The organism is uncultured Pseudokineococcus sp., assembly GCF_947499845.1.
GTDB lineage: Bacteria > Actinomycetota > Actinomycetes > Actinomycetales > Quadrisphaeraceae > Pseudokineococcus.
In genome coordinates this window covers 17,819-35,637 of the sequence record NZ_CANMPM010000025.1, presented here as the reverse complement: position 1 = coordinate 35,637, position 17,819 = coordinate 17,819, and the positions used below count along the sequence as shown (strand labels likewise).

The following is a 17,819-nucleotide window of genomic DNA, read 5'->3' as shown; positions in this document are numbered from 1 at the left end:
CTTCACGGTGTTCCGGCGCTTGTAGAGGTCGGCGTCGTAGGTCACCGGACGCCCGCCGGCTGAGCCCCGCTTGGTGCTGTCAAGGGTGCAGTAGTAGTCCAGCACGTCCTGCTCGTCGAGAAGGACCACGCGCAGCCAATAGGCCTCGACCTCGGTCAGGTGCCGGACCACGCCCACCAGACTCAGCGAGGACGGGGGCAGTGCGCGGCGAGCGAGCTGCTCGGCGTCGAGGTCGACGATCTTGAGCAGGACGGTCTCGCGGTACAGCTCGAGGAAGTGGTCGAGGACCTCCCGTTCTCCGCCGGTCTTGGGGCCGTCCGTGCGGGCGTCGACCCGCTCGTGCACGACGACGGTCGAGCGTTGTTGGTCAGCCATGCCGGTCAGGATGTCGGGGCCGGTCGTCCCTGCACCACCGACTTGCTCCTTGGCCGACGGCGGCGAGCCGACTGCCTGCCCGCGTCGCGTTGCCGACCGGACCCGACGACGGAATTGACGACCGCTCCTTTGGTGTCCGTCCGCTGTGGATCGACAGCGGGACGGCCGAGCGGCTCCACCCGTCAGCACCATCGAGCGGCGACAGCTGCGGCGGCCGGCGACGGCTACAGGCCCCGGCCCCGGCCCACCTCGCACAGCACTCTCGGGCGCCTGCTGCGCCGCTGTGGACACGAACCTGAGAGCGCGGACGACACGCACGCTGTAGGAACTCGTCGGTCTTGTCACATGGCCAGGCGCTTGACCTGCAGCGTCTCGCGGTCGTGTCAGTACCGACGTCTCATGATCTTGTCACGATCCTCAGGTCGACCGGGCGAGGCCGTCTCGTCGTCGGTGTCTCTGCTGGTGCCGGATGGACCGATGACGCTCGCGTCGTGGCTGCGGATGTCGATCATCGCCACCTTGGCCGCTTCAGGTGGCGCACGTTGACCGGGACGGGTCTCCGGACGGGGCTATTGGGACGCAGCTGGCGAGGCGACGTGCTGGCGGTGCTGTGAGCAGCGCCGTCGCCAGCTGGGGGGCGCTTGCTGGGACGGGGGCCGGTCGTGTTCGGCTGGTGATGGAGCAGCTTCAGGCCGGTGTGGGTCAGGGGTCTACGACGGTGGGTCGTCCGAGCCAGCGGGGTGTCCTGGCGTGGTAGTCGCGGTAGGGGGCGCCGAAGTGGTGGCTGAGGTGGCGCTCTTCGGTGGGGACCCAGGCCCGGTAGGTGGCGGCGAGGGTGGCGGTCAGGGCCAGCGCGGCAGGGGAGCGGCGGGCGGCGGCAGCGCCGGTGAGCGCGGCGACGGCGCCGGTGTACTGGGGTTGCGGCTGTAGCGGTAGGCCCCGCCGGTGATGAGGGGCCCGGCGTCGGTGCCGGTGAGCTGGGCTGGTCCGGCGAAACGCCGGAACCCGGTGAGGATGAGGGTGCTGCCGGCGCCGGTGAGGGCCAGGGCTGCCGCGTGTGCCGGTGTTGGTAGCGGGGGCGAGGTCGGCCGTCGGGCCAGGGCGGTGGTGAGCAGGGCGGCGTGGGCGGCGTAGCCGGTCCACATCCAGGCGGCGGTGCCGGCACGTAGCCGGCCGTCGTGTTCGAGGTCGCGGCGCATCCGGCCCAGCAGCACCGGGGTGGTGGCCAGCACCGGTGCCGTGACCGCGAGCACGGCGCCGGTGTTGGGGCGGCCCGCGTGTCGGCGGGTGGGTCGGGGGTCAGGCATGGGTGGGCGCTTCGTGCCGGTGGTGGGTGAGGGGTTCGAGCTGGAAGGTGGAGTGCTCGATCGAGACGGTGAAGTGCTCGGCGACGCAGGCTTGGAGGGCGTCGAGCATGCGGGGGGCGTGGCCGTCGTGGAAGCAGGAGTCGTCCACGACGACGTGGGCGGACAGCACGGGCAGGCCGGTGACGATCTCGGAGGCGTGTAGGTCGTGCACGGCGTGGACGTGCTCGAGCTCGAGCAGGTGGGCGCGTACGGAGTCCAGGTCCAGTCCGCGGGGGGTGGACTCCAGCAGTACCCGGGTCGCCTCGCGCAGGATGCTCAGCGTCCTGGGGATGATCAGGACCGCGATGAGGATCGAGGCCAGTGCGTCGGCGCGCTGGAACCCGGTGGTGGCGATCACCACGGCTGAGGCGAGCACGGCGACCGACCCCAGGGCGTCGTTCAGGACCTCGAGGAAGGCGGCGCGGGTGTTGATGCTGGACCCACGGCCGCGGACCAGCACGAGCAGGCCGACGACGTTGACGGCCAGTCCGACGGCGCCGAAGACGACCACGGCGGTGGCCTGGACCGGTGGGGGGTCGAGCAGGCGTCGTACGCCTTCGACGAGGACGAGGATCCCGACGGCGAGCAGGACCGAGGCCTGCACGCTGGCGCCGAGAACCTCGGCGCGTCGGTAGCCCCAGGTCCGTTGGGCGGTGGCCGGGCGTAGCGCCAGCGTCGCGGCGACCAGGGCGATGGCCAGGCCGGCGACGTCGGTGAGCATGTGCCCGGCGTCGGCCGCTAGCGCCAGGCTTCCGGAGATCAGCGCGCCGATCACCTCGACGACCATCACGGTCGAGGTCAACGCGAGCACCACCACCAGTCGGGTCCGCTGCGATCCCGCGCCGCTACTGGCAGCCGGTGCGTGGGTGTGTCCGCTCACCGGGCCGCGCCCGAGGGCGGCCGGGGCGAGGTGTCGCTGCTCGCCGACGTCGGGGTGCAGCACCCATCGGTGCAGCAGCTACCACCTGCCGGGGCGGACTGCTCGACGCCGGAGTCGGTAGGCGCCGGCGGGGTCACCGCGGTGACCGGGGTGCAGCAGGCGTCCCCGCGCCACGCCTCGCGGCCCTCCTTGACGGCGACAGCGGCGATGACCAGGGCAGCCAGCGGGTCCGCCCAGGCCCACCCCAGCAAGCTGTTGAGCAGCAGCCCGGCCAGCAGCACCCCGGACAGGTAGGTGCACAGCAGCGTCTGCTTGGAGTCCGCGACCGCTGAGGCCGACCCGAGCTCACGACCGGTGCGGCGCTCGAACCACGACAGGAACGGCATCACGACGAGGCTGAGCGCGGCCAGGACGATCCCGACGCTCGAGTGCTCGGCCTCGGCGGCCCCGAGCAGGGTCCGCGCGGCGTCGACCGTGACGAAGGCCGCCAGGGCGAAGAAGGACACCGCGATCACCCGCATCGCCGTCCGTTCCCGGGCCTGCGGGTCGGGGGCGGCGAACTGCCACGAGACCGCGGCCGCCGAGGCGACTTCCACCACGGAGTCCAGACCGAAGCCGACCAGGGCGGCCGAGGAGGCCATCCGCCCGGCGGTGATCGCGACCACCGCCTCGACCACGTTCCAGGTGATCGTGGCGGCCACGACCAGGCGCACCCGCCGGGTCAGCACCGCCCGGCGCGCCGGGTCGTCGGTCGCCACGGGCACGCGGGAGGTCCTCGCCATCACGCCACCACCGCACTTGGGAGGTCCAGCGGTCCGGCGGGCCGGCCCGCGCCCGGCTGCTCGGTCGCCACCGTGTCGGTAACCCCGTGAACCCCGTGGACGCGGGGGATGCCGAGAACGCCGAGCAGCTCGTGCCCGAGGGCGGTCAACCGGTAGACCACGAGCTTGCCGTCGCGGCGGGAGGACGCCAACCCGCACGAGCGCAGGACGCGGGCGTGGTGGGAGACGAGGTTGGCCGCCAGGCCGGTGACCCAGGCCAGGTCGCACCCGCACATCGGCCCGCCGGTGGCGAGGGCCAGCGCGATCCGCAGCCGGGTCGGGTCGCCGAGAGCCTTGGCCCGGGCAGCGGCCCCCTCCAGGTCCGGTGCGGGCGGTAGCGCGGTCCGCACCGCCTCGGCGTGCGGCAGGTCCAGACACAACAGGTCACACGCCTCGTCCTCCACGTCCACATCCTAACCCTCGTTGATTCGTTGTGGGCGAGTCGACGCCCGTGCCGGTGCGGGTGGAAGGCGGACGTAGCGTCCGGTGGGTGGCAGTCGACCGTAGGTGGCCAGCTCTACACGCGCAGTGGGCCGGCGGCGCGGGCCGGTCGCCGGTTTCTGGTACAGGCGCGGCGCCGCCGCTGCCGGTTGCCCTGGTGCTCGCCGCGGTTGGCGGTGGGATGACGTGGTCGGCCTTTCCCGGCGCGCTCGGAACGGGTGGGGTGTGGCCGGCGTCGGTGGTGGGGGTATGTGCGCTGGTGCTGGCCACCCGTGGGCGGCGGGCCCGGGCGGGGCTGGGGGTGGGGTTGGTCTTCGGGCTGGCCTTCTTGGTGCCTCATCTGGCCTGGAGCGGGACCTATGTAGGACTGCTGCCGTGGGTGGCGTTGGCCACGGCTTGTGCGGGCTTCTATGCGGTGCTGGGGGCGGTGATGCCCTTCCTGCAGCGGCTGCCCGCCGGGTGGTCGATCGTGGCGGTGACCGGCGGGTGGGTCGCGATCGAGGCTGCCCGGGCGCGGGTGCCCTTCGGTGGGTTTCCGTGGGGGCGCTTGGCGTTCTCCCAGGTGGACTCCCCGGCCGCGGGGTGGGCCGCGGTGGGAGGTGCGCCGTTGGTCACCGCGGCCGTGGTGGCCGCCGGGACGGCCCTGGCCCTAGCGGTGTTGGCCGCTGCGGCGGCAGCGGGGACGGGCGGCCGGGCGCCGTCGGCGTCGCCGCGCTCGGCAGTTGTGGCAAGCAGGGCTGTGGTGCTGACCTTGACGGCGGTACTGGTGCTGGCGGCGGGGGCGATGGTGCCTCGCCCGAGTGCGCCGCAGGCCGGGACGGCGCAGGTGGCCGCTGTGCAGGGGAACGTGCCGCGCCCGGGGCTGGACTTCAACGCCGAGCGCCGCGCCGTCTTGGACAATCACGTGCAGGCGACGCTGGAGTACGCGCGCGAGGTTCAGGTCGGCGCCGCGCCACGCCCGGACCTGGTCCTGTGGCCGGAGAACGCCAGCGACATCGACCCCTATCTCGATGACAAGGCGCGCCGCGACATCGAGGCGACCGCCCGGGCTGTGCAGGCGCCGCTGCTGGTCGGGGCGGTGCTGGATGGGCCGGGGGAGTACCTGTCCAACGCCGGGCTGGTGGTCACCCCTGACCAGGGCCTGGAAGGTGCCACCGCCGCGCCCGGCCGCAGCTACGTCAAGCGCCAGCCCGCGCCCTTCGGGGAGTACATCCCCTACCGGGACTTCTTCCGCCTGTTCAGCGACAAGGTCGATCTGGTCGCCCGGGACTTCCTGCCCGGCACCAAGGGGGGTGTGGTGGTGATGGGCGGTGTCCGCGTCGGCGACGTCATCTGCTTCGAGGTGGCCTTCGACGACCTCGTGCGCGACTCCGTGCGTGCGGGCGCGCAGATGCTCGTCGTCCAGACCAACAACGCCACCTTCGGGTACTCCGACGAAGCCGTCCAACAGCTGGCGATGTCCCGGCTGCGAGCCATCGAGACCGGCCGCGCCGTCGTGCAGATCTCTACGGTGGGAGTCAGCAGCATCATCGCTCCCGACGGCAGCGCCCCGGTGCGCACCGACCTGTTCACTCAGGCGGTCTTGCGCGGCGAGGTCCCCTTGCGGACCTCCCAGACGCTCGCTACCCGCTTGGGGCCGGTCCCGGAGGTGGTGCTGGGGGCGGGGGTGCTGCTGCCTTTGGTGTCCCGGTGGTCCCGGAGGCGGCGGTCGCACCGTCAGCGGGGTGGATCAGGTCGCCAGCCCTGAGCCGACCATGAGCACACCGCGCCCACCACTACCGCTGCCTGAGGCCGCTGGGGGCCTCTTGGGCACGAAGGACCCACCCAGTGCCTTCGCGGGGCCCGGGCAGAGGGCTGCCTGCGGTTGTGCAGACGGGCCCCGACCGGCGCGCGACCGCTGACACCTCAACCCAGGTTGCTTTGTTACCGTCGGGTCACGGACGTCAGTCCGGCTTGCGCAGCAGCCCGTCATCACATCCTTGACCTGGAGGCCGACCGTGCCCAGTACCCCTGCGCGACCGCCCGCCGGGGCGGCTGCGTTCAGCCGCGTCCAGCGGCGGGTTCACAGGACGGGTCGGGTTCTGGGGGGCCTGGCGGGTGGGTTCTTGGCCGCGGTGGCCGCCTTGGTGGTGGTGACGCTGGTCACTGGTGGCCGCAACGCGCCGCCGCCGCCCGGCGCCCAGGTGCCGGTGGTGGCGTCGGACAGCCACTACTTGTCCGACGCCGGGCCAGATGCTCCGGTGCTGGTGGAGTTCTTGGACTTCGAGTGCGAGGCGTGCGCGGCGGCCTACCCGCTCGTGGAGCAGATCCGGGAGGAGTACGACGGCCGCTTGAGCGTGGTCGCCCGGTACTTCCCTCTGCCCGGGCACGCCAACGCCGAGAACGCCGCGGTGGCCGTGGAGGCTGCCGCTGGCCAGGGTGCCTTCGAGGCGATGTACCAGCGCATGTACGCCACCCAGGTGCAGTGGGGCGAGCAGCAGCAGTCCCAGGCCGACTTGTTCCGGACCTTCGCGGCCGACCTCGGGCTGGACCTGGCCGCCTACGACGCGGCGGTGGCCGACCCGGCGACCCTGTCACGGGTGGGGCACGACCTCACCGACGGGCAGGCCCTGGGGGTCCAGTCCACCCCGACGTTCTTCCTCGACGGCCAGCGCATCGAGCCGACGAGCATCGAGGACTTCCGTGCCCAGGTCGACGCGGCCCTCGCGCAGCGGCGGTGAGGACCGCCGCCAGCGTCACCAGCACGGCGGTCGGCGTCGTCGACGACCGCAGCTGCCAGCCCACGGGGCCGTGCCGGTCCTACCCCTTCATGAATCTTGAGGACGCACACCTGTGAAGCGCACCACCGCATCCGTCGGGACCGCTCCTACCCGCCCGGGGAGCCGCCTGCGGGTCCCTCCGAGCAGGCGGGCGCAAGCCCGCCGGTCCCTGGCGGTCGTCAGTGCTGCGGTCGTGGTGTCCCTGGCCACCGGTGCTAGCCCGGCGACGGCCGCTCCCGCTCCCGGGGCGGGGCAGGCGCCGGCGGCGCAGAAGGAGGCTGTCGACGCGGCTTTGGAGGCGTTGCAGGAGGACCTCGTGGGCACCTCGAGGGAGTTGACGGCGGCCTACGCCGAGTACGCCGCCGTGCAGGAGCAGCTGCCCGGGGCCCAGCGGGCCGCGGATCTGGCCGCCGAGGTCCAGGTTCGCGCGCAGGCTGCTGCGCAGGAGCTCGCCAACCGGCTGGCCGCCTCGCGGACCGCGCAGGCCGCCGCCGCGGCAAGCGTGCAGGCCAGCCAGGAGTCGATGGACGCCTCTGCTGCCGCGATCGGGCGCCTGGCCGCGGAGTCCTACCGCAGCAGCGGCACCCCCAGGGCGCTGTCGCTGGCGTTGGGGTCCCAGGATGCGGCGGACTACGCCTCTCGGACCGCGGCGATCTCCGGGCTGTCCTCGGCTGAGGCCGGCCTGCTCGCCGCCGCTGAGGCCGACCAGGCTGTGCGCTCCAGCGCGGCCACACGCCTGGACGCCGTCCGTGAACAGGTCGCCGCCCTGGAAGCCGAGGCCCGCGAGCAGGCCGAAGTCGCCGAGCAGGCTGCCGTCGACGCCCGCGCCCGCCAGGCCGAGATCGAGGCGCTGGCCGTACGCAGGCAGGCCGCGGTCGCCACCATCGAGAGCCGCCAGGACGAGGAGCAGGCCCGCCTGGACCAGTTGCAGGCCGAGTCCGATGCCCTCGGCAGCCGGCTCCGCGAGATCGCCGAGGCCGACAAGGCCCGTGCCGCCGCCGAGGCGGCCGAGGCAGCGGCCCGCGCGAGCGCCCAGACCGCGCCGCAGGAGCAGGCCTCGCGGGCGCCCTCGGCGGCCAGCCGTTCGGCCAGCCGTGACAGCGGCAGCACGCTGCGGCGCCCTGAGGGGCGCATCACCTCCCCGTACGGGATGCGGATGCATCCCATTCGCGGGTACATGCGTATGCACTCCGGTGTCGACCTGGCTGCCGGGTGCGGCAGCCCTATCCGTGCCGCCGAGGACGGTGAGATCGTCTCGGCCGGCTACAACGGCAGCTACGGCAACATCACCGTGGTCAACCACGGCCTCATCGACGGTCAGTCCGTCGCGACCGCTTACCCCCACATGAGCGGCTTCACCAAGACCTCCGGGACGGTCACCCGTGGAGAGATCCTCGGCTACGAGGGCCAGACCGGCGCCGTGACCGGGTGTCACCTGCACTTCGAGGTCCGGGTCAACGGCAACGCCGTCGACCCCATGGGCTGGATCTGACAGCGGTGGCAGGGGTGGGCTGGTTCGCGCCCGGCGGGTGGAAGGTGGCGGTCTGGGCCGTGGCGGCTGCCGTCGGTGCCAGCGGCTGCGCCACATCGGCCTCACCAGGGGGCACCCAGCAGGTCGACCAGGGGTACGTCGCCGGGGACGGCAGTTTGGTGCAGCTGGCAGCCGAGGAGCGCGCTGACCCGGTCGAGATGTCCGGGCAGACCTTGACCGGTGAGCAGGTCGACATCACCGACTGGCGCGGCGACGTGGTCGTGCTGAACACCTGGTTCGCCGCCTGCGGGCCCTGCCGCAAGGAGGCGCCGGACCTGGCGGTGATCTCGGCCGAGACCGCCCCGGACCGGGTCCGCTTCCTGGGCATCAACACCCGTGACGGGGCTGCTCAGGCCATCGCCTTCGAAGAGCAGTACGGCGTGCCCTACCCCTCGCTGTTCGACCGCGACGGGCTCTCGGTGCAGGCGCTGCACGGCGCACTGCCCCCCTCGGCGACCCCGACCACGCTGGTGCTGGACCGTCAGGGGCGGGTCACCGCCCGCTTCCTCGGCCAGATCGACCCGTCCCTGCTGCGCGCGGTGATCGCCCAGACGCTGGAGGAGGCGACGTGAGCCCGGTCCTGCACGCCGCACCGGACACCCTCGGGGCGATCACCTTCGCCGGGCCGATGCTGCTGGCCCTGCCGGTCGCGGCACTGGCCGGACTGGTCTCCTTCGCCTCCCCGTGCGTGCTGCCGTTGGTGCCCGGCTACCTGGGGTACGTCACCGGGCTGGCCAGCACCGGGGGAGGCGGTACCAGGCAAGCCGGCACCGGGGTGGGCGCTGGCGGGCTGGAGGGCCGCGGCCGCCGCAGGCTGCTGGCTGGGGCCGTGCTGTTCGTCCTGGGCTTCAGCGCCGTGTTCATCGCTATCGGCTTCAGCGCAGGAGTCCTGGGCGGGCTCCTGGCCCAGTGGGCCGACGAAATCGCCCGCGTCCTGGGCGTGCTGGTCGTCGTGCTCGGCCTGGCCTTCGTCGGCGCCCTGCCCGCGCTCTCGGGGCTGGGTCGCACGGCCACCGTCCGGGTGCGCCCACGCCCCGGTCTGGCTGGCGCGCCGCTGCTCGGGGTGACCTTCGGCCTCGGGTGGACTCCCTGCATGGGACCGACCCTGGCGGCGATCACCTCCTTAGCCTTCGTCTCCGGCTCCGGTACCCGCAGCATCGTCCTGGCGGGTGCCTACGCCGCCGGCCTGGGCATCCCATTCGTCCTGGTCGCCTTGGCCGCTGCCCGAGGTGTTCGAGGCTTGGAAGTCCTGCGCCGCCACCGCCTGGCTCTGGTCCGGGCCGGCGGAGCACTGCTCGTCGTGGTGGGCGTGCTGCTGGTCACCGGTGTGTGGGGGCAGTGGACCAGCGCCCTGGGTGCGCGTTTCGCCAGCTGGGCTCTGCTCTAGAGGTCCACATCGGCGCGACGCCCGGGGTCTCGCGCCGACACGACACCCCACCGCAGTGAAAGGAAGGACAAGAGTGCTGGAGATCCTGGCCGCGCTGGCCCCCAGCCTGTTCGTCGGGTTGCTGTTCTGGTGGGTAATCCAGTCGATGCTGAACGGTGACCGCCGCGAACGCGAAGCCCTGGCCAGGCTCGACGCCCACGAGAGCCAGCGCTCACGCGCAGGCCAGGAGCCCGCCCACGAGCCCGCCCACGAGGCGCCGGACGCCGCTGCGTTGAGTCGCGACCGTGATTCCTCCCGAGGCGAGCACAGCCTTCGGGCTCCGGGGGCGAGCGGGGCCGGAGAGGCCCGCTGATGGACACCGGGGTGCCGGTATGGGTCCCGACAGCGCCGCCGTCGCTGGCCACGTTGTTCGCCCCAACCCTGCAACCACTGCCCGTCCTGCCGGCGCTGGCTGTGGTGATGGCGACGGCCTATATGGCCGGGGCGGTGCGGATGTGGACCACCGGACGACGCTGGTCGCCGTGGGCGACGTTGTCGTTCCTCAGCGGCTGCGCGGTCCTGGTGGTGGTGATGGGCTTCGGCATCGAGGGCTACGGTCTGCGCCTGTTCTCGGCCTTCATGTTCCAGCAGCTGACGTTGATGATGGCTGTGCCGCCGCTGCTGGTGCTGGGTCGCCCCGGCACCCTCCTGCTGCGGGCGGCCCCGCACCACGGCGCCGGACGACTGCTGCTGCGCGGCGCGCACTGGGGGCTGAGGTCTCGCCTAGGACGAGTGCTACTGCACCCAGCCTTCATGGTGCCCCTCTTCCTGGTCTGCTTCTACGGGCTCTACCTGACCGACCTGGCCAGCTCGGTGCTGTCGACCTGGGCCGGGCACACCAGCCTTGAGATCGCCTTCCTCGCAGCCGGGGTGCTGTTCACCGCCGCGGTCCTGTCCCGCGACCCGCTGCCGGTCCGTCAGAGCCACCTCGGGCGAGCCGCCGACATGTTCCTAGAAATGCCCCTGCACGCCTTCTTCGGCGTCATCGTAATGCTTTCGGTCACGCCCCTGGTCACCGTCTTCGCCGCCCCGCCACCAGGGTGGGGCGTCGACGTCATCGCCGACCAGGAACTGGCCGGCGCCCTGGCCTGGTCCTACGGCGAAATCCCCTCCGTGCTGCTGCTGCTCATCATCTTCGTGCGCTGGCACCGCGAGGAGGACCGTGGCTCCCGCGCCCGTGACCGCCACGTCGACCAGTACGGCGACGCGGACCTGGAGGCCTACAACGCTTACCTCCAGCAGCTCCAACACCGCAGCCACTGACCCACCTCGACTCCTCGGTAATCGTCAGCGGGGGCTGGCCAACCAGCGATCCCCAGCGGGACGGTCCTGCGGCTATGGCCAGTGAACTACGTCGGTGTCCCGCTGGCGAGGGCCGTAGGCGAGTTGCTCGAGTGCTTGCCCGCGCCGCCCGTGAGTGAGCTCCGCGAGGCGTAGGCAAGGTGCTCTCCGGGAAGCGAGCGAGTGGGGACGAGCACGAAGGCCGACGTGAGGCACTGACACCAACGCGGCCTATGCGCCCAGCGGTGGCGCCTGGGCGACCTTCGCGGGCTGCGGGCTGCGGGCTGCGGGCTGCGGGCTGCGGGCTGCGGGCTGCGGGCTGCGGGCGGTCGCGCGGACGCTGGGAGCCGACGTCCATGCCTCTGGGGTCCGCGTGTGACAGATGCGCGAGAAAGTGACACGCGTGTGACACCACAGTGAGAAGTGGCCAAGTTCCGCGAGGACCTACACACGCACCGCGCCCGACGACCTCTCACACCCGGGAACACCCACCCCCCTGCTGCAGTTGAGTGAGGCAGGCTCAACCACGGCGGCTCCGGTTTGACACCGCGCACCGCCCGTCGCAAGGTTGAGCGCACTCGGCTCAAGACCTGAGCGACCACGCGCAGCACCCAGGAGGACCCCCATGGCTCGAGCGGTCGGCATCGACCTCGGCACCACCAACTCCGTCGTCTCCGTCCTCGAGGGCGGCGAGCCCACCGTCATCGCGAACGCCGAGGGCGGGCGCACGACCCCCTCGGTCGTCGCCTTCGCCAAGTCCGGCGAGCCGCTGGTCGGCGAGATCGCCAAGCGCCAGGCGGTGACGAACGTCGACCGCACGATCACGTCGGTCAAGCGCCACATGGGCACCGACTGGTCCACGGAGATCGACGACAAGAAGTACACGGCGCAGGAGATCTCCGCCCGCGTGCTGCAGAAGCTCAAGCGGGACGCGGAGTCGTACCTCGGCGAGACGGTCACGGACGCCGTCATCACCGTCCCGGCGTACTTCAACGACGCCGAGCGCCAGGCCACCAAGGAGGCCGGCGAGATCGCGGGCCTCAAGGTCTCGCGCATCGTCAACGAGCCCACCGCCGCCGCGCTGGCCTACGGCCTCGACCGCGGCAAGGAGGACGAGCTGATCCTCGTCTTCGACCTCGGCGGCGGCACCTTCGACGTCTCCCTCCTCGAGGTGGGCAAGGACGCCGAGGACGGCTTCTCCACGATCCAGGTGCGCGCCACGAGCGGTGACAACCGCCTCGGCGGCGACGACTGGGACGCGCGCGTCGTCCAGCACCTCGTCACCACGGTGAAGAACAGCTCGGGCGTCGACCTGTCCAAGGACAAGATCGCCATGCAGCGCCTGCGCGAGGCGGCCGAGCAGGCCAAGAAGGAGCTCTCGTCCGCGACGAGCACCAACATCTCGCTGCAGTACCTGTCGATGACGGAGAACGGCCCCGTCCACCTCGACGAGAAGCTCACCCGCGCGCAGTTCGAGCAGATGACGAAGGACCTGCTCGACCGCACGAAGGAGCCCTTCAACCGGGTCATCTCCGACGCCGACGTCAAGGTCGGCGACATCGACCACGTCGTCCTCGTCGGCGGCTCCACCCGCATGCCGGCCGTCGCGGACGTCGTCCGCAGCCTCACCGGCGGCAAGGAGCCCAACAAGGGCGTCAACCCGGACGAGGTCGTCGCCGTCGGCGCCGCCCTGCAGGCCGGTGTCATCGGCGGTGAGCGCAAGGACGTCCTGCTCATCGACGTCACCCCGCTGTCCCTCGGCATCGAGACCAAGGGCGGGATCATGACCAAGCTCATCGAGCGCAACACGGCCATCCCGACCAAGCGCTCCGAGGTCTTCACGACGGCCGACGACAACCAGCCGTCCGTGCAGATCCAGGTCTTCCAGGGCGAGCGCGAGCTGGCGCAGCACAACAAGCCGCTCGGCAACTTCGAGCTGACCGGCATCGCGCCGGCGCCCCGCGGCATCCCGCAGATCGAGGTCACCTTCGACATCGACGCCAACGGGATCGTCCACGTCTCGGCCAAGGACCGGGGCACGGGCAAGGAGCAGTCCATGCAGATCACCGGGGGCAGCGCGCTGTCCAAGGAGGAGATCGACCGCATGGTCAAGGACGCCGAGGCCCACGCGGAGGAGGACAAGAAGCGCCGCGAGGAGGCCGAGGTCCGCAACCAGGCCGAGCAGCTCCTCTACTCCACGGAGAAGTTCCTCGCCGACAACGACGACAAGCTCCCCGAGGACGGCAAGTCCGAGGTGAAGGGCAAGGTCGACGCGCTGCGCACCGCGCTCGCGGGCGACGACGTCGAGGCCGTGAAGTCGGCGCAGGAGGAGCTCGCCACGGCGAGCCAGACGCTCGGCGCCGCCATGTACGCCCAGCAGCAGGAGCAGGGCGCGGGCGACGCCACGGCCGAGGGCGCGACCGCCGGTGACACCGGCTCCGCCAGCGCCGACGACGACGTCGTCGACGCCGAGATCGTGGACGAGGACGAGCGCAAGGACGACGCCAAGTGACGGCCGGAGCCACCGGACCGGAGCAGGGCGGCGACCCGAGCCGCGACCCGCGCGAGCCGGACCCGGTCGTCCGCGACCGCCGGCGCGTGGACCCGGAGACCGGCGGGCTGCGCGAGCAGCCCGCCGGGTCGGCCGGGGACGCCGCGGCGGGGGAGCAGGGCGCCGGCGGCGCCGCGGCCGACCCGGACGCCAGCGCCTCCGACCTCACGGCGGAGGACGTCCTGGCGGACGCGGCCGGCGGCGAGGACCTGCGCGCCGCGCAGGCCCTGGCCGACCAGCGGCTGGAGGACCTGCAGCGCCTGCAGGCCGAGTACGTCAACTACCGCAAGCGGGTCGACCGCGACCGGGACGTCTCGGCCACCGCGGCGAGGTCCTCGGTCTTCGAGGCCCTGCTGCCCGTGCTCGACGACGTCGTGCTGGCCCGCACCCACGGGGGCCTGTCCGAGGGCCCCGCGGCCTCCATCGCGGACAAGCTCGAGGGCACCCTCGAGCGGCTCGGCCTCGAGCGCTACGGCGAGGCGGGCGAGGCCTTCGACCCCGCCGTCCACGAGGCGCTCATGCACGGCCACGCCGAGGGCATCGAGGTCACCACGGTGACCCAGGTGCTCCAGCCCGGGTACCGGGCCGGCGGCCGGGTCCTGCGCGCGGCGCGCGTCGCCGTCGCGGACCCGCAGTAAGAGGCAGCACCACCGGCGCCCCGCCCGGCCACCCGGCCGGGCGGGGCGCCGCGCGCCGCCCGGCGAGGGTGCGCGCACCAGCACGAGCAGCACCGGCAGGCGGGCCCGCCCGCCGCCGACCGAGCAGGTGAGGAGCCGCGGGTGTCCGGGCAGGACTGGATCGAGAAGGACTTCTACGCCGAGCTCGGCGTGCCCAAGGACGCCAGCGCGGCCGACGTCAAGAAGGCCTACCGCAAGCTCGCCCGCACGCTGCACCCCGACGCCAACCCGGGGGACGCGGCGGCGGAGAAGCGCTTCAAGGAGGTCGGCGAGGCGTACTCCGTGCTCTCCGACGCCGAGAAGCGCCAGCAGTACGACGCCGTGCGCGCCATGGCCGGCGGCGCCCGCTTCAGCGCCGGCGGCGGGGGCGCGGCCGGGCCCGGCGCGGGTGGCTTCGAGGACCTCTTCGGCGGCATGTTCGGCCAGGGCGGCCAGCGGGCGCGCTACGGCCCGGGCCCCGGTGCTCCGGGCGGCCGCGGCGCCGGCGCGGGGACGGCGGGCGGCACGCCGCCCGGCTTCGAGGACCTGCTCGACGGCATCTTCGGCCAGGGCGGCCCGGGCGCCGGCTTCGGCGGCGGGCCCTCGCGCCCGCGCCAGGGCGCCGACGTCCAGGCGTCCACGACGCTCGACTTCACGACGGCGGCCGAGGGCTCGACGACGACCCTGCGCGCCGGCGACGGCACCACGGTCACCGCGCGCATCCCCGCCGGCGTCCGCGACGGCCAGAAGATCCGCCTGCGCGGCAAGGGCGCCTCCGGAGGCCCCGGCGTCCCGCCCGGCGACCTCGTCATCACCGTCGCGGTGCGCCCGCACCCCGTCTTCACCCGCGAGGGCGACGACCTGCGCGTCACCCTCCCTGTGACCTTCGCGGAGGCCGCGCTCGGCGCCGACGTCGAGGCGCCCACGCTCGACGGCGGCACCGTGCGGCTGCGCGTGCCCCCGGGCACGCCGTCGGGGCGCGTGCTGCGGGCCCGCGGGCGCGGCGTGACGACGGCGAAGCGCACCGGCGACCTCCTCGTGACCCTGCAGGTCGTCGTCCCCCAGCGGCTCTCGGACGAGGCGCGCGCGGCGGTCGAGGCCTTCGCCGCCGCCACGAGCGGCGACGACGCGCGCGGCGACCTCCTGCGGGCCGCACGCGGCGCGAGCAGCCGCGGCGATCGCAGCGGGGCGCGCTCGTGACGAGGGGAGTGGAGCCGCGATGACCACCTCGGCGTCCGACCCGCGGGGCGCCGGCGCGCCCGAGGTCGACGTCGACGCGGCGGTCCTCCCGATCTCCGTGGCGGCCGAGCTGGCGGGCATGCACCCGCAGACGCTCCGCCAGTACGACCGGCTCGGGCTCGTCGAGCCCCGCCGCTCGGCCGGCCGCGGGCGGCGCTACAGCCTGCGCGACGTCGCCACCCTCCGGGAGGTGCAGCGCCTGTCCCAGGAGGACGGCGTCAACCTCGCCGGCATCAAGCGCATCCTCGAGCTCGAGCGGAAGGTGCTGCGCCTCTCCGAGGAGGTCGAGCGGCTGCGCGCCCTCGTCGGCGCGCAGCGCCGCGTGTTCACCGCCGACCCGTCGGGCGACGTCGTCGCCGGGCAGATGGGGCGGCGCGTGAGCCGCTCCCGCGCCGGCGCCGCGCTCGTCCTGTGGGACCCGCGCCGGCGCTGACCCCCGGTCGGTTGCTCGGGGCCCCGCTCTGCCCGAGGTCGGGGCGCGCGGGCCCCGGGCGCGGCAGGATGCCCGCGGCACCCGCGCGGGGCGGGCGCCGTGCCCCGACGCGAAGAGAGGGGGCCGGTCGTGAGCGCTGGTCTCGTGGCCCTGCTGGACGACGTCGCGCTGCTCGCGCGCGCCGCGGCCGCCTCCCTCGACGACGTCGGCGCCGCAGCGGCGAGGGCCGGCGCCAAGACGGCCGGGGTCGTCGTCGACGACACGGCCGTGACGCCGCAGTACGTGCGGGGGCTGGCCGCCGAGCGCGAGGTGCCGATCATCCGCCGCATCGCGGTGGGCTCCCTGCGCAACAAGCTCCTCATCATCCTGCCGGTCGTGCTGCTGCTCAGCTGGCTGCTGCCGGCGGCGCTGACCCCGCTGCTCATGCTCGGCGGCGCCTACCTCTGCTTCGAGGGCGCCGAGAAGGTCTGGGGCCGCCTGCGCGGCCACGGTCCGCACGCCGCCGCCGGCGGCCCCGACGGTGCTGCCGGCGGTGCTGCTGCGCTGCCCGACGAGGACGCGCTCGTGAGGGGCGCGGTCCGCACCGACCTCGTCCTGTCCGCCGAGATCATGGTCATCGCGCTGGACGAGGTCGTCGCCGAGCCGTTCCTCACGCGCGCCGTCGTCCTCGCGCTCGTGGGCGTCGCCGTGACCGTGGGCGTGTACGGCGTCGTCGCGCTCATCGTCAAGATGGACGACGCCGGGCTGCGCCTCGCCGAGGCTCCGTCCGCGGCGGTGGCCCGGCTGGGCCGGGGGATGGTGGCGGCCCTGCCGAAGCTGCTCACGGTGCTCACCGTCGTCGGCACCGCGGCGATGCTGTGGGTCGGCGGCCACCTGCTCCTCGTGGGCGCCGACGAGCTCGGCCTCACCGCGCCGTACGAGGTCGTGCACCACGCCGAGGAGGCCGTGGCCGAGGCCCTCGGGGCGGTCGGCCCGGTCGCCGGGTGGCTCGTCGCGACGCTCGCCGCCGCGGTGCTCGGGCTCCTCGTCGGGCTCCTCGTCGTGGCCGTGGTGCACGCCGTGGAGGTCGTCCGCCACCACCGGAGCGCGACGGACGCGGCCCCCTCGGCGCACTGAGAGCGCCCCTGCGCGCGGCGTCAGCCCTTGACGGCCCCCGAGGCCAGCCCGGCGACGTAGAACCGTTGCAGCGCCACGTACAGCACGACGCACGGGATCATCGCGACGACGGCGCCGGCGGCGAGGAGGCCGTAGTCGACCTGCCCGTAGGCGCCCTGCTGGAGGTTGAGGAGCGCGACCGGCAGCGTGTAGAGCTCGGAGCGGGTGAGAAAGGTCAGCGCGCCGAGGAACTCCGTCCAGGAGACGAGGAAGGCGTAGAGCGCCGTCGTCGCGATGCCCGGGGCCACCAGGGGCCGCAGCACGGAGAAGAAGGTGCGCGACGTGCCGGCGCCGTCGACGAAGGACGCGTCCTCGAGGTCGGCGGGGACGGTGGCGAAGGAGTTGCGCATGACGAAGATGCCGAACGGCAGGTTGACGGTCGTGTAGAAGAGCACGAGCCCGAGCAGGCTGTCGGTGAGCCGCATGGCGTTCAGCTGCAGGAACAGCGGCGTGAGGATCGCCTGGAAGGGCACCATCATCGTCAGCAGCACGGCGCCGAAGGCGACGCCGGAGAAGCGGAAGCGGAAGCGCCCGAAGCCGTAGCCGGCGGCCGTGGCGACGACCGCCGTCAGCGCGGCCGTGCTGAGGGAGACCACGAGGCTGTTCGCCGTCGCCCGCAGGAGGCCCTGGCCGCCGCCGAGGCGGGTGAAGTTGCTCGTCGTGAGGTCGAAGAAGCTGCTCCACGAGGGCGCCGACGTGATGACGGCGTCCGGCTGGAAGGCCCGCAGCAGCGCCCACAGCAGCGGTGCGAGGAACACCACCACGGCGAGGACGCCGGCGGTCACGTAGAGCACGACCTTCGTGCGGCTCTCCGCGTGGCCGGCCGCGCTGGCTCGTGGGAGTGCGTCGCGCACCTCGTCGGCGCCTCGACCCGTCGTGGCCGTCGTCGTCGCCATCGTCATCTCCGGGAGGGCAGTGGTGGGGG

General features: G+C 73.3%; 18 protein-coding genes. 12 read left to right on the top strand and 6 right to left on the bottom strand.

The features are described 5' to 3' along the window. The 5 genes from Q0789_RS15545 to Q0789_RS15525 all read right to left on the bottom strand — a co-directional run. Window positions 1–375: DUF664 domain-containing protein (locus tag Q0789_RS15545; RefSeq protein ID WP_298806844.1), on the bottom strand; the 375-nt coding region annotated here is incomplete at its 3' end. A 702-nt stretch (window positions 376–1,077) separates the two neighbouring features. Beyond that, complete coding sequence (locus Q0789_RS16780; protein ID WP_366917758.1) at window positions 1,078–1,518, bottom strand: methyltransferase; 441 nt, start codon at window positions 1,516–1,518, stop codon at window positions 1,078–1,080. A 156-nt stretch (window positions 1,519–1,674) separates the two neighbouring features. Continuing rightward, window positions 1,675–2,601 carry a cation diffusion facilitator family transporter gene (locus Q0789_RS15535; protein WP_366917759.1) on the bottom strand — a complete coding sequence of 309 codons (927 nt, stop codon included), beginning with the start codon at window positions 2,599–2,601 and terminating at the stop codon, window positions 1,675–1,677. Then, window positions 2,598–3,383 carry a cation transporter gene (locus tag Q0789_RS15530; protein ID WP_171201605.1) on the bottom strand — a complete coding sequence of 262 codons (786 nt, stop codon included), beginning with the start codon at window positions 3,381–3,383 and terminating at the stop codon, window positions 2,598–2,600. The genes Q0789_RS15535 and Q0789_RS15530 overlap by 4 nt, the downstream gene beginning before the upstream one ends. After that, window positions 3,383–3,826 carry a helix-turn-helix transcriptional regulator gene (locus Q0789_RS15525; protein WP_171201591.1) on the bottom strand — a complete coding sequence of 148 codons (444 nt, stop codon included), beginning with the start codon at window positions 3,824–3,826 and terminating at the stop codon, window positions 3,383–3,385. Before Q0789_RS15525 ends, Q0789_RS15530 begins: the two co-directional genes overlap by 1 nt. Before the next feature lie 86 nt (window positions 3,827–3,912). Between Q0789_RS15525 and lnt the strand changes: the two genes are divergently transcribed. From lnt to Q0789_RS15465, 12 genes are all read left to right on the top strand, one after another. Further along, the gene (gene lnt, locus Q0789_RS15520; protein ID WP_298806833.1) at window positions 3,913–5,610 is read left to right on the top strand and encodes an apolipoprotein N-acyltransferase; all 1,698 of its coding nucleotides are present in this window, start codon (window positions 3,913–3,915) and stop codon (window positions 5,608–5,610) included. A gap of 385 nt (window positions 5,611–5,995) precedes the next feature. Further along, window positions 5,996–6,583, top strand: a complete 588-nt coding sequence (locus Q0789_RS15515; RefSeq protein WP_298806830.1) for a thioredoxin domain-containing protein — start codon at window positions 5,996–5,998, stop codon at window positions 6,581–6,583. Between the two features lie 355 nt (window positions 6,584–6,938). Further along, the gene (locus Q0789_RS15510) at window positions 6,939–8,114 is read left to right on the top strand and encodes a M23 family metallopeptidase (protein ID WP_298806827.1); all 1,176 of its coding nucleotides are present in this window, start codon (window positions 6,939–6,941) and stop codon (window positions 8,112–8,114) included. 14 nt (window positions 8,115–8,128) lie between these two features. Continuing rightward, window positions 8,129–8,725: a TlpA disulfide reductase family protein gene (locus tag Q0789_RS15505; RefSeq protein ID WP_298806825.1), complete on the top strand. Its 597-nt coding sequence runs from the start codon at window positions 8,129–8,131 to the stop codon at window positions 8,723–8,725. Beyond that, window positions 8,722–9,540: a cytochrome c biogenesis protein CcdA gene (locus tag Q0789_RS15500; protein WP_298806823.1), complete on the top strand. Its 819-nt coding sequence runs from the start codon at window positions 8,722–8,724 to the stop codon at window positions 9,538–9,540. The genes Q0789_RS15505 and Q0789_RS15500 overlap by 4 nt, the downstream gene beginning before the upstream one ends. A gap of 73 nt (window positions 9,541–9,613) precedes the next feature. Further along, window positions 9,614–9,892, top strand: a complete 279-nt coding sequence (locus Q0789_RS15495) for a hypothetical protein (RefSeq protein ID WP_298806821.1) — start codon at window positions 9,614–9,616, stop codon at window positions 9,890–9,892. After that, window positions 9,892–10,842 carry a cytochrome c oxidase assembly protein gene (locus Q0789_RS15490; RefSeq protein WP_298806819.1) on the top strand — a complete coding sequence of 317 codons (951 nt, stop codon included), beginning with the start codon at window positions 9,892–9,894 and terminating at the stop codon, window positions 10,840–10,842. Before Q0789_RS15495 ends, Q0789_RS15490 begins: the two co-directional genes overlap by 1 nt. Window positions 10,843–11,485: 643 nt before the next feature. Then, window positions 11,486–13,372: a molecular chaperone DnaK gene (gene dnaK, locus Q0789_RS15485; protein WP_298806817.1), complete on the top strand. Its 1,887-nt coding sequence runs from the start codon at window positions 11,486–11,488 to the stop codon at window positions 13,370–13,372. After that, complete coding sequence (gene grpE, locus Q0789_RS15480) at window positions 13,369–14,049, top strand: nucleotide exchange factor GrpE (RefSeq protein WP_298806815.1); 681 nt, start codon at window positions 13,369–13,371, stop codon at window positions 14,047–14,049. Before dnaK ends, grpE begins: the two co-directional genes overlap by 4 nt. A gap of 141 nt (window positions 14,050–14,190) precedes the next feature. Beyond that, window positions 14,191–15,267, top strand: coding sequence for a DnaJ C-terminal domain-containing protein (locus Q0789_RS15475; protein WP_298806813.1), 1,077 nt, complete (start codon window positions 14,191–14,193; stop codon window positions 15,265–15,267). A gap of 19 nt (window positions 15,268–15,286) precedes the next feature. Then, entirely contained in the window at window positions 15,287–15,739 is a 453-nt protein-coding gene (locus tag Q0789_RS15470; RefSeq protein ID WP_298806811.1) for a helix-turn-helix transcriptional regulator, read from the top strand. Between the two features lie 129 nt (window positions 15,740–15,868). Continuing rightward, a complete protein-coding gene (locus Q0789_RS15465; RefSeq protein WP_298806810.1) occupies window positions 15,869–16,855 on the top strand; it encodes a DUF808 family protein in 987 nt (328 codons plus the stop codon). A gap of 20 nt (window positions 16,856–16,875) precedes the next feature. Here Q0789_RS15465 and Q0789_RS15460 read toward each other — a convergent pair whose 3' ends face one another. Continuing rightward, entirely contained in the window at window positions 16,876–17,796 is a 921-nt protein-coding gene (locus Q0789_RS15460) for a carbohydrate ABC transporter permease (RefSeq protein WP_298806809.1), read from the bottom strand. Window positions 17,797–17,819: the final 23 nt, after the last annotated feature.